Genomic DNA, 11,824 nt, shown 5'->3' on the forward strand with positions numbered 1-11,824 from the left:
GGTATAAAGCTTTCCTTCATCTGTCTGAACTTCAGTAATATCAATGTGAAAGAACCCGATCGGATAGCGCTTGAAGTACTGTCGTTTCGGCTTGTCCCCTTCGACATCAGGCAGGCGTGAAATCCCGTGACGCAGAAGACAGCGATGCGGCGCCGAGCGTGTCAGATGCGGAATGGTGGCCTGCAACGCGTAAAGGCAATCGTCCAGAGGCAGCAAACTATGTCGACGAAAGACCACGATCATCGCTTCGTCTGTCTCCGACAGGACCGTTGAGCGCGGCTCTTTTGGTCCCGTCTTCCGGTTTTCGACAGTCTGACGCTTTCGCCATTTCACCATTGTTTTGGGTTGATCCCGAACTCCTTGCTCAGCGCCGCGAGTGAAGCCTGCTATCGCTGTATTGCTGCTCGCACCGCGTGCGTGGTCGTGGCGCTCCCATGACGTATCTGTCCCATAAGGCTTCCTTTCCTCGCGTGAAAATATCACACCACCAAATACCGGAAATAAACAGATTTAAATATCTTATTAAATACATAAATTTATCTTTGATTATATTTTACAATATTTAAATTGAATATTATGTTTAAATTTTTTAAAATAAATTTAATTATATATTTAAAAAATAAGTGAATATTAAAATAAAACCCATCAGAGCATTCCGAGCTTATATCCAATATCGACAATAAGCCTACGTGGCCAGTTTGTGGCAATATGCTTGATATCAATGAAAGTCACACCTCCGGCAGCGGATAATGTATGCAGCCCTTGTGTAAAAGGTGCGAGACGTGCCGGTGTCTTAAGCGTAACGTCTGGTTTAAAAATGGAAGAAGGAGATAAAGGTAAAGCTGCTTTTATAAACTGAATTTCGTCATCACATGTATTCGTGCAATTTCTGGTAGGCAATATCACTCGTCCATCTTGTGCGAGGGGTGATCCAGCCAACAGATACCCTCCCTTGCCTAATTGTGAAACAATATTTTGCCACGGCCCAAAAAAATGCTTTGCGTGAGCAATCCTGAGTGCTCCAGAATCTGGCTCAGGAGAAGTATAAAACATCCACCATTGTCCATCGATATTTGCAGGTGTTGCATTAATCGCGGGCCATGGGAACGAAAACTCAGGCACGGGCTCCCAATGCCAGGGAAAATCAATAGCACGATAGAGCGCAGGTTTGGTTGAGCCGCACGCTTGTGGAAGCATCCAGATTTCACCATCGGCTTCAATGAGAACAGGATAAGACAGTAGCCAAGGTTCTGAAAGAACAACCCGTTCTTCCATAATCTGAAACATCCCGTTCAGGCGAAGAGCTTTTATAACGCCTTTACGTGTTCGGTAATCATAATATTGTGCGACGACATACAGGTCGCCTTTATACCACATACCAAACGGGTCAGATAAGGAACAAAAAGAGCCATGTGCAGGCAGTAAATGAATAGGAAATGGATCAATTGACCCTGCTGCTACTATGTGTTCCACAGGAGCAGTGATGACACCGCTTTTCCAGATGTCTGTTCTGAAAATATTCACACTACATCAATAGCTGTTTTCAGAGTGTCTTCCAATGTCACACACGCAGGGGACCATTGTGACCTGAGAGCCTGTTGCAGGCTGAAATCAATGGTCAGGTAGACAAATCCCGGATGAAAAAGGTCGTATTTTCACGTCCCTGCCACGTATCAACACGGAGCCATCCCACAATATTCAGTGTAGGCCGGGCAAGATTTTCCAATGTATTCATTATGGCGTCATTTTTGACGTTAAACATGACTGCGTTGATTTTGCGATTGCCGTCCCCGGACAATGTCAGGCGCACAGAACGTTTGTTCGCGCCGATCCGAAAGAAACGGTCGACCTTGACGTCTGCGATAGCAAGAACCGGTTCCTCGTTGCCCTGTCCAAAAGGCGCCAACACACCCAGTGCTTTTGCAAGTTCTGGCGTTGCGGCACTGGGTGGGATGATTGCATCCACCGAGAGAAAAGGTTTTTTGGGATAGGATCTTACCGCTTCGAAACGATTATTCAGGAAAGTTTGGAATGCGGAAAGGTTCTCCTGTGCAAGTGTAAAGCCGCAGGCAGCAGCATGGCCACCAGCTGCAATGAGCAGGCCGTGTTCCTTGGCGGCGATGACGGCGGCTCCCACGTCAAAGCCGGAAACTGAGCGCCCGGACCCTTTGAGTTTTCCGAGTTCGTCTTCGGAAGCCACAAAGGAAGGACGATTGAATTCATCTTTGATACGACTGGCAACAATTCCGACGACACCGGCATGCCAGTCAGGACTTGTCACCAGAAGCGCCGCATTCCCGGCCTCGAACTGGAGGCTGGCCTGTTCCATTGCAGCATCCAGAATGCCTGCTTCCACATCCTGCCGCTTGCGGTTGACGTCGTTGAGTCGTTCAGCCATCTGACGAGCGGAATAGTCATCTTCGGCAGCCAGCAGCCTGAAACCGAGATCCGATTCAGCGATCCGTCCGCCTGCATTGATCCGCGGTCCCAATGCAAAGCCGCAAGAAAAAGCATTGGGTTTTTCAACAACACTTGCAACGTCCATCAGAGTGCGTAGTCCGGTGCGCTGACGCTGACCCATCACGCGCAACCCCTGATGCACAAAGGCGCGATTGAGATCCTGTAAGGGCATAACGTCGCAAATCGTCGCCAGTGCGACCAGATCCAGACAGGCAAGCAGATCTGGCTCTGGGCGATCTTCGGAGAAATATCCGTTGCGACGCAAGGCTCTCGTCGTTGCAATCAGCGTGACAAAGGTGAGAGCCGCAGCGCAGAGATCATTCAGGCCGGACGTGCATTCAGGCTGGTTGGGATTGACCAGAGCATGAATGTCGGGAAGTGACAGTTCTGCCTTGTGATGGTCGATGACAACCACATCAGCTTTCTGATTCAAGCATGCCAGAATGGCGGCGGCGGCCGTGCCACAATCCAGACAGACGACGAGAGACGCTCCACGTTCCACCAGACCAAGAAGGGCTGGCTCATTAGGGCCGTAACCTTCCTTCATCCGGTCAGGAATATGAGTATGAACAACACATCCAAACTGACGGAGATAGTTTGTCAGGAGAGCAGAAGAGCAGGCTCCATCGACATCATAATCACCGAGGATGCCGACTGTTTCATGGTTTTCTACAGCCCGGGCCAGACGTGTGGCGGCGGTGTCCATGTCTTTCAGGCTGGAAGGGTCGGGCAGAAAAGTTCTCAGCCGTGGCTCAATGAAAGCGGACACCGTTTCCGCTCTCAGTCCCCGCATCGCCATGACGCGGGCCACAATTTCGGGAAGACCACAGGACTGGGCGATAGCGCTTCCCAGTCGGCGTGTGGCGGCGTCATCAGCGCCCTTTCGCCACACCCACCGATGGCCCAGAAGGCTTTCTGTCACCCCAAGAACAGGTTCTGGAAGAGCGTTATCCCCGATCTTCTTCAAGGCGTTTTCTTCCAGAATCATCTTGCGAACCGCGAAGAAAGAGTCAGGAAACGCTCCAGGTCTTGGTGTTGTAGTTGTGGAACCCTTCAATAAAGCGAAGAGTGCCAGACTTCGAACGCATGACCAGAGAGTGTGTCACTGCACGGTGCGGCATACGCTTCACGCCCTTCAGCAGGAACCCGCTGGTCACACCCGTGGCGGAGAAAAGCACATCTCCTGCAGCAAGATCATGCAGCCCCAGCTTGCGGTCGGGCTGCTTGTTCGGGTTCATCTTCTGGGCGCGCTCACGCTGCGTATCGTCTTCAAACATCAGGCGGGCCTGCATCTGGCCACCCATGCAACGGACAGCAGCGGCGGCAAGGACACCCTCAGGCGCGCCGCCGGAGCCAGCGTAAATATCAACTGACGATGTCTCAAGACAGGCTGCAATACCTGCCGCCACATCGCCATCGGAAATCAGGCGAACGCGGGCGCCCGCTTCACGGGTCTTGGCAATCAGCTCTTCATGACGCTCACGCTCGAGCGCGCACAGCGTGATGTCACCGATATGCCGACCGCGCGCCTTCGCAAGGTTGCGAAGATTTTCACCAATCGCCCCGTCAAGGTCGATCACATCGTCTGGGAGACCCGCGCCGACAATCAGCTTGTCCATGTAGACGTCAGGCGCATGCAGGAAGTTCCCACGCTCGGCGAGCGCCACGACCGTAATCGCGTTCGGCATATCCTTGGCGCAGAGATTGGTGCCTTCCAGCGGATCGACAGCAATGTCCATCGCAGGGCCACCAGCGCCGACTTTTTCACCGATATACAGCATCGGCGCTTCATCCATCTCGCCTTCACCGATGACGACCGTGCCGTCAATCGCGACCGTATCGAACGCCTTGCGCATGGCTTCCACCGCAGCGCCATCGGCATCGTTCTTCTTGCCGCGACCGGTCCAGTGCGCGGACGCCACAGCGGCGGCTTCCGTGACACGAACAAGCTCAAGGGCCAGATTTCGGTCCGAGACGACGTAGGACTGGGAATTCGTTTCGGTCGACATATCTGTTTCTCCGTTCAGAGGATTTACGTGCCTGAATGCTGTGTTGGAAGTCGATGGTACCACCCGCTGGAGGTGGGGTCGAGAGGAGGACGAAATCAGAAGTTTTCGATGCGGATCAGCACAGGCTCGGCTGACACGACATCCAGAGCAGCAATGCGCTGGCGGGCGGCCTGCATCGCACTTTCTTCCGTCGGATGCGTGACCAGCACCAGTGGCACGTTCTGAGCCTGCTTCGCCGAAGGGTGCTGAATCATGCTGCTGAGAGAAACGCCACAATCACGCAGAATGGCGGTGATGTCGGCAATAACGCCAGCGCGGTCAGCAACACTGAGGCGCAGATAGAATGCTCCATGCCATTCAGAGGCCGGACGGCTCTGAGTGGCCTGCAATGTGGCAACATCCGTGCCCCAGACCGGAACAGTGTTACCGCGTGCGATGTCGATGATGTCGGCAGCAACCGCGCTGGCAGTCGGTCCTGCCCCCGCACCACGGCCTTCGACCATCAGACGACCGACAAAGGTGCCTTCCGCGATAACGGCGTTGAACACGCCATCGACCTGAGCGATCGGCGTTGCTTCCGACACGAGGCAGGGTGCGACGCGGGCTTCCACGCCGCGATCCGACTGGCGAGCCAGACCCAGCAGTTTGATGCGATAGCCAAGCGTGCGGGCAAAAGCCAGATCAAGCGCGCCGATGCTGCGGATGCCTTCGACATGAACGCTGTCAAATTCGACGGGCTGACCGAAGGCGAGGGAGGCGAGGATCGTCAGTTTGTGAGCTGCGTCGATGCCATCAACGTCCGTGGAAGGGTCTGATTCCGCATAGCCCAGCTCCTGCGCCTCGGTGAGGACATCGCTGAAGTCACGTCCGGTCTCCCGCATCGCCGTCAGGATGTAGTTGCAGGTGCCGTTCAGGATGCCGCCGATGGACAGCAGGCGGTCGGCAGCCAGACCTTCACGGACGGTCTTGATAGCGGGGATGCCGCCAGCCACAGCGGCCTCAAACAGCAGCGGCGCAGTATTGGCGGCACTCAGACGGGCGAGTCTGTCGCCATGTACGGCCAACAGCGCCTTGTTGGCCGTAACAACAGCCTTGCCCGCTTTCAGGGCGGCTTCGACAAGAGCGCGGGCGGCGCCTTCAGACCCGCCGATCAGTTCGACAACCACATCGACATTCGGGTCAGCAGCCAGATCAACAGCGTTGCTGTGCCAGGTGAGGGCACTGAGATCGATACCGCGATCACGTGCCCTGTCACGCGCGGCGACGGCCGTAATTTCGATCGGACGGCCAGCACGGGCCGTAATGATATCCGCGTTGTCACGCAGGAGAACAGCAAGACCGGCACCCACTGTGCCGAGACCCGCCACGCCAAGGCGCAACGGGGTTTTGGAAGCGACGTCTCCTTTAGACGGACTCACGACGCGGTATCCTCCAGTGTGGACTGTTTCTGTTGCGAGCCCTGATGGGCAGGGCCGTTAATTCCGTGGGCGTTCAGGAAGCTCTTGATGGCGCGGGTCGCCTGACGCAGACGCTGGGTGTTTTCCACCAGCCCGATACGCACGAAGCCTTCACCATGTTCACCGAAGCCGAGACCCGGAGCGACGGCGACGCCAGCCTCCTGCAGCAGCAGCTTGGAGAACGCTACGCTGCCCATGTCGCGGAATTTCTCCGGAATGGGAGCCCAGGCGAACATTGAGCCTTCAGGTCTGGGGACATCCCATCCCGCAGCGTCGAGCCCACGCAGCAGCACATCCCGTCGATCCTTGTAGAGCTGGCGGATCTCCGCCACGCAATCCTGCGGACCGCTGAGAGCGGCGACAGCGGCGACCTGAATCGGTGTGAAAGCGCCGTAATCGAGGTAGGACTTGATCCGCGCCAGCGCGTCGATCAGGCGTGGATTGCCAGCCGCGAAACCCATCCGCCAGCCCGCCATCGAATAGGTCTTGGACAGCGAGGTGAACTCGACGGCAATATCCTTGGCGCCCTCGACCGCCAGAATGGAGGGTGGCACGAGATCACCGAAATAGATCTCGGCATAGGCAAGATCGGACAGGATAAAGATTTCTTCACGGCGACAGAATTTCACGATTTCCTTGTAGAAATCGAGATCCGCCAGATACGCCGTCGGGTTGGACGGGAAGTTCACGATCAGCGCGGTCGGCTTGGGTACCGAATGACGCACGGCACGCTCAAGGGCGCGCAGCATCTCGTCATCGGGATAGGCCGGGATCGAACGCACGGACGCGCCCGCAATGATGAAGCCGAACTGATGGATCGGGTAGGACGGGTTCGGAACCAGAATGGTGTCGCCCGGGCTCGTGATGGCTGACGCCAGATTGGCGAGACCTTCCTTGGAGCCCAGCGTCGCGATGACTTCCGTGTCCGGATCAAGCTTCACATTGAAACGGCGGTCATAATAACCGGCCAGAGCCTTGCGCAGGCCGGGAATGCCACGGCTGACCGAATACCCATGACTGCGTGGGTCCGCGACGGTCTCCACAAGCTTCTTCACGATATGCGAGGGAGTCGGGCTGTCCGGGTTTCCCATGCCGAGGTCAATGATATCCTCGCCCCGCGCTCGGGCCGCGGCCTTGGCTTTGTTGACCTCCGCGAAAACGTAGGGAGGAAGGCGACGGATACGATGGAACTCTTCGGTCATGACCGGACTGTCCTGAGTGGCTCTTACGGCTCTTGTTGCCGGAATGGCGGGGGAAAAAAGGTATAGGAAGGGATGAAGGTGGTGGCAAGGTGATGCGTCTCACTGAGATCACACTTTCCGTATCACGGATGTCAAATTCCATCTGATGATGGAGATCTTGAAAATCTGTGTATCCGCGATTTATTGTTTTGAAATCGAAATATTATTTTCCGGTTTTTCCATGATGATCGAGGAATGCCCATGTTCCGCAACACTCCCTTCATAAGGCGGCTGGTCTGCCTCGCGGTTGCAGCAATGTGTTCCGGCTGCGGGACATCCTCACTCCAGGCAGCTTCTCCTTCATTCAGTCACGTCTATGTTTTTGGCGACAGTTACAGTGACAACGGGGCCGCTCTGACAATCTCCGAAGAAGCCGTTAAAGCTAAAATCCCGGATGCGGCTGTACTGCCCGCACCGACCGAGAGCGGGCTTTACTGGCAGGGAAGATGGAGTAACGGGCCGACAGCCGTGGAACTGCTCGCCCGGAAGATTGGAGCCGGATTGAGCGATTATGCTGTTGGTGGCGCGCGATGCGGCAGCGGCAATTACTATAGCTGGCTGGATGAGTGGCGTGACACCGGCTTGCGCGGGCAGGTGCTGGGTTTTCTGTCAGGACGTCCGTCTGTTGATCCGCGTGCCCTCTATATTGTCGGGGCATCGGCAAATGACTTCTTCCAGAAAGTGGATTTCGCAAAACCTGTCTCGATTCCGGATGCAGCCAGTCAATGCGCAACCGATGTCATGGACGCCATCACGCTTCTGAAAGAGCGGGGAGCCCGGCACTTTCTGGTCTTTGGTGCTTACGCTCTTGATCGGGTGCCTGCTGTGGCGGCTAACCACGAAACCGTCATGCAGGCTCGGGAGTTCGAAGATGTCTTTGACCGTACCATGCAGGCGGAATTGACAGGAACATTCAAAGGGACGGGTGTGACGACTGCGTGGTTTTCCTGGCGGCAGGTTACGGAGGAACTTGTTCATTCGGGGCCGTCTTTAAAACTGGTCGATGTTGAAACGCCCTGTCAGTCTACCGTGCCCAAGCCCCGAAAAGCCTGCTCTGACCCCGACGCTCATCTCTGGTGGGATGAATATCATCCGACGCGTCACGCTCATGCCCTTATTGCCACACGAATGGTTGAAGCTCTGGAACATCCATGATTTTTCGAAAGTTTTCATGAATTCAGAGACTGTGGCCAGTTTCCTCTTCACCGGAACGGTTGTTTTGCCTGCACGTCTCATGCTCTGGATGAACATAAGAAAAACAATAAAAGCTGGTAACGCCTCATGTCTGCGCAAAATGTCGGTGAGGCGCATGCGTCTCGGGACAGCCGTCTGAACCCTGTATTCAGAAAGATTACCCTGCGGCTCATTCCCTATATTTTCGTCTGCTATCTGTTCAATTATCTCGACCGTGTGAATGTCGGGTTCGCCAAGCTGAGCATGCTGGACAGTCTCCACATGAGCGAGACCGCCTATGGGTTGGGGGCGGGGATTTTCTTTCTGGGCTATATCGCCTGCGGGGTGCCCAGTAATCTCATGCTGGCGAAAATCGGCGCCCGACGCTGGCTGGCGCTGATCATGGTGGTGTGGGGCTGGCTTTCAACCAGCCTGATGTTCGTTGAAACAACCTCGGGCTTTTATATTCTGCGCTTTCTGACTGGTGCCGCGGAAGCGGGTTTCTTTCCGGGCATGGTGCTCTACCTCACACAGTGGTTTCCAGCTCAGCGGCAGGGCAGGGCGCTCACCCTTTTCATGGCGGCTATCCCGCTTTCCGGTGTTCTCGGAAGCCCGCTTTCCGGGATCATCATGAATCTGTTCAGCAGTGGCAGTCATGGTTTTGAGGCGTGGCAGTGGCTGTTCCTGCTTGAAGGCCTGCCAACCGTCCTGCTCGGTGCAGGCATGTTCCTGTTCCTTCGTGATTCTGCCGCCGAAGTTGCATGGCTGGATGATACAGAGAAAAAGCTGTTGTCGGACACACTGGAGCAGGACCGGAAAAATCGTCCCAAACAGGCATCGGCCAGCTTTTCCGATGTCGTGCGCACTCCGGCGATCTGGGCTCTCGGTCTGCTGTATTTCTGTATCCAGAGCAGCGTGTATGCGATCAATTTCTGGCTGCCGACCATTATCAGGACTATCGGTTTTCACGATGTGAGCGTCGTTGGCTGGGTGAGCGCCATTCCTTATCTCGGCGCCTGTATCTTCATGATTGCAGCGGGCCGCTCCTCGGACCGCCACCGGGAGCGCCGCTGGCATCTTGCGGTTCCGCTCCTCATGGCAGCTTTCGGGCTCACCTGCTCCGCTGCGTTTCACGATAACGCGTTGCTCTCGGTTACGGGCTTGACCATCGCCACGGCGGGTGCGCTGACCGGCCTGCCGCTTTTCTGGCCACTGAGTAATGGCTTCCTGAGCGCCGAAGCCGCTGCCGGGGGCGTGGCGCTGATCAATTCGCTCGGGCAGCTGGCGGGGTTTCTGAGCCCGTATTTCGTGGGCTGGATCAAGGATGCAACAGGCAGAACAGATATGGCTCTTTACGGTCTTGTGGTGCTGGCTTTGCTCGGGGTGATGGTCGTTCTCAAAATTCCGGCAGAGCGCGTCAGCCGTTGAAATCGGGATTGGATTGATCAGTTTTTTTCGACGGCGAGCGATTTCAGCGAAGCAAGGGTCTGTTTGAGATCGGCGTCGCTGAAACCGGCTTTCTTCGTCAGGGGATCAGACTGCGCAACGGCAGCAAGAGCGATTCTTTCCTCCGCTCTCAATGACAGGCTGGCGTCGTTATATTCCAGCCACCAGACATTCGCTGCTCCCGCAAGTCGCCTGAGCATGAAGAGGATGTCGCCGCAGGTCCTGAGATAGTCAGACCGCCGCAAACCTTCCAGACGTGTCTGCTGATACAGAACCTCGGCTTTGGTGGAGAATGTGCCAGCCTCACGCCGGGCGTGCTCGATCTCATGCCAGAGCGCTTTTTCTTCTCTGGCGGCCAGCATGGCATAGCGAAGATTGGCCGTGACTGCCGCCATGATCTGCTCCGCCAGAGAAGGCGCTTTCGTTTCCGGCCAGAGCAGGATACAGGCGGCCAGTCCCACCAGACTGCCTATGGTGTTGTTGGCGGCGCGTGAAAGCGCCACGTCCCAGCCATGAGTCGTGCTGACAAGGTCGGTGACGAGCACGAACAACTGGGTCATGAACATGACGCACAATGTGTAATTCACACTCCGCAGGGCAATCGTCACAGCGGCCAGCGGGAAGATGAGTAGCAAAATCACCGGTATGGGCAGCGTCACACCCATGATGGCCGCAAGAAGACCACCAGCCATGCTGCCCGCCACACGCTCCAGTGCGCGGGGCAGGGTCACGTTCACACTGGGCTGGATGACCACGACAACGGCCATCATCGCCCAGTAGGCGTAGGGCAGATCAAGCCAGAGGGCGATGGCGTAGGCAATCAGCACCGCGACGGAGAGGCGCGCGGCATGCCTCACGAAAATGGCAGTTGGCCAGCGCTGTCCCTTGGCCATCGCCGGGCTGATTGCACTCTGTTCGCCTTCAGGTGCGCTGCGCCACGTCTGCTGAAGATCTGTGAGGGCGTCCGCGCACAGATGCGCACAGCGGGCAAACAGGTCGCCATCGCGTGGGCCTGCGGTGCGCAGGAAACGGATCTGGCGTGTCAGGCACTCCGGTCGCGGTTGTGGGCTGGCGATTTCGCGCGCCGCACGCCTCAGGGTAGCAGCCATCAGTCCGGCTGTCCGGCGAGCGATCGGGGGCAGGGATGCGGTGAAAGCCGCATGTTCCAGGCCCATGGCAGCAACGAAAATCCGGTCACCCGCTTCCACTGTGCGCAGGAGCGTTCCATGAGTGCGATTATTCAGTACATCCTCTGAAAGCATCTCCACACGTTTGCGGGCCTGCTCGATCCGGTTGCGGATATCGCGTCTGTAAGAGCTGATCTCATGATAGAGCGTGTCGTGGTCGAGCGCGTTATGTTCGGCGATCAGCAGCAGCCGGCTGATCATGTTCGCCTGCTCGCGAAAAATCGCGGCACACGCCTGTCTCTGTGGAACATACGGATCGACGGGCCATGCGAAGACGCAGATCAGGGCCGCCCAGACAGAACCACCGACAAACATGCCGGCAAGATGCACGCCTCCCGGCGGTGTCTGCGGATAGCAGACGGCCACCACGGCAACGATGGCGGCAAGAACGCTGATCTGCGTGGCGACCGGTCCCCGTTGTCTTGCCAGTCCGCAGATGAAAATGCAGACGCCCAGAGCGATAAAGACCGGCGCCCGACCATAGCCTGAGGCGACGGACAGCAATCCCGTGATCAGGGTGCCGGAAGAACCGAATTTCAGCAGGGTCGCCAGTCTGAGGCGGATCAGGCCACCGGGATCGACAAGACATGTCCAGAACGCCGCAAAGGCGGACCAGGCCATGATCGGGAGATTCAGATACCACGCCAGCAGCATTACCGAACCGACGGCTACACCCGCCCGGAGCCCTTCGCGCACGCCGATCTGTTCCGGCGTGATGCTGATTGCGCGCACATCAAGCCAGTGCGTGACGGCTGGAGGCATCATGCCACCGGCCAGTTGCATGGTGAAACGGTTGATGCGTCGGCGAAGAGAGCGAGGGCTGGTTTTCATCGGACCGAACGCAATATAAA

General features: G+C 56.6%; 8 protein-coding genes and 1 pseudogene. 2 read left to right on the forward strand and 7 right to left on the reverse strand.

The window, feature by feature from the left end; all coding sequences use genetic code 11:
* Positions 1–3: 3 nt before the first annotated feature.
* From A0U92_RS07710 to A0U92_RS07730, 6 genes and pseudogenes are all read right to left on the reverse strand, one after another.
* Positions 4–452: pseudogene (locus tag A0U92_RS07710) on the reverse strand (transposase family protein); the annotation flags it as partial.
* Positions 453–645: 193 nt separating this feature from the next.
* Positions 646–1,524 carry a glucosamine inositolphosphorylceramide transferase family protein gene (locus A0U92_RS17300; RefSeq protein ID WP_149026421.1) on the reverse strand — a complete coding sequence of 293 codons (879 nt, stop codon included), beginning with the start codon at positions 1,522–1,524 and terminating at the stop codon, positions 646–648.
* 94 nt (positions 1,525–1,618) lie between these two features.
* Positions 1,619–3,448: a single-stranded-DNA-specific exonuclease RecJ gene (gene recJ / locus A0U92_RS07715; protein ID WP_077812713.1), complete on the reverse strand. Its 1,830-nt coding sequence runs from the start codon at positions 3,446–3,448 to the stop codon at positions 1,619–1,621.
* A gap of 22 nt (positions 3,449–3,470) precedes the next feature.
* Complete coding sequence (glpX, locus tag A0U92_RS07720) at positions 3,471–4,469, reverse strand: class II fructose-bisphosphatase (protein WP_077812714.1); 999 nt, start codon at positions 4,467–4,469, stop codon at positions 3,471–3,473.
* 95 nt (positions 4,470–4,564) lie between these two features.
* A complete protein-coding gene (locus A0U92_RS07725; protein ID WP_077812715.1) occupies positions 4,565–5,887 on the reverse strand; it encodes a homoserine dehydrogenase in 1,323 nt (440 codons plus the stop codon).
* Positions 5,884–7,128 (reverse strand): LL-diaminopimelate aminotransferase, encoded by a 1,245-nt coding sequence (locus tag A0U92_RS07730; protein WP_077812716.1) that lies wholly within the window; start codon positions 7,126–7,128, stop codon positions 5,884–5,886. Before A0U92_RS07730 ends, A0U92_RS07725 begins: the two co-directional genes overlap by 4 nt.
* 240 nt (positions 7,129–7,368) lie before the next feature.
* Between A0U92_RS07730 and A0U92_RS07735 the strand changes: the two genes are divergently transcribed.
* On the forward strand, positions 7,369–8,322 hold the full coding sequence (locus tag A0U92_RS07735) for an SGNH/GDSL hydrolase family protein (protein WP_077814314.1): 954 nt from the start codon (positions 7,369–7,371) through the stop codon (positions 8,320–8,322).
* 126 nt (positions 8,323–8,448) lie between these two features.
* Positions 8,449–9,768 carry an MFS transporter gene (locus A0U92_RS07740; protein ID WP_077812717.1) on the forward strand — a complete coding sequence of 440 codons (1,320 nt, stop codon included), beginning with the start codon at positions 8,449–8,451 and terminating at the stop codon, positions 9,766–9,768.
* Between the two features lie 17 nt (positions 9,769–9,785).
* Here the strand turns inward: A0U92_RS07740 and A0U92_RS07745 are convergent, their stop codons facing one another.
* Entirely contained in the window at positions 9,786–11,804 is a 2,019-nt protein-coding gene (locus tag A0U92_RS07745) for an FUSC family protein (RefSeq protein WP_236748319.1), read from the reverse strand.
* Positions 11,805–11,824: the final 20 nt, after the last annotated feature.

Origin of the sequence: Acetobacter aceti, assembly GCF_002005445.1 — a bacterium.
In the GTDB taxonomy this organism is placed as follows: Bacteria; Pseudomonadota; Alphaproteobacteria; order Acetobacterales; family Acetobacteraceae; genus Acetobacter; species Acetobacter aceti_B.

Coding starts and splice junctions, on each gene's coding strand:
- recJ (WP_077812713.1), bottom strand. CDS start 3,448: ATGATTCTGGAAGAAAACGCCTTGAAGAAGATCGGGGATAACGCTCTT.
- glpX (WP_077812714.1), bottom strand. CDS start 4,469: ATGTCGACCGAAACGAATTCCCAGTCCTACGTCGTCTCGGACCGAAAT.
- A0U92_RS07730 (WP_077812716.1), bottom strand. CDS start 7,128: ATGACCGAAGAGTTCCATCGTATCCGTCGCCTTCCTCCCTACGTTTTC.
- A0U92_RS07735 (WP_077814314.1), top strand. CDS start 7,369: ATGTTCCGCAACACTCCCTTCATAAGGCGGCTGGTCTGCCTCGCGGTT.
- A0U92_RS07740 (WP_077812717.1), top strand. CDS start 8,449: ATGTCTGCGCAAAATGTCGGTGAGGCGCATGCGTCTCGGGACAGCCGT.
- A0U92_RS07745 (WP_236748319.1), bottom strand. CDS start 11,804: ATGAAAACCAGCCCTCGCTCTCTTCGCCGACGCATCAACCGTTTCACC.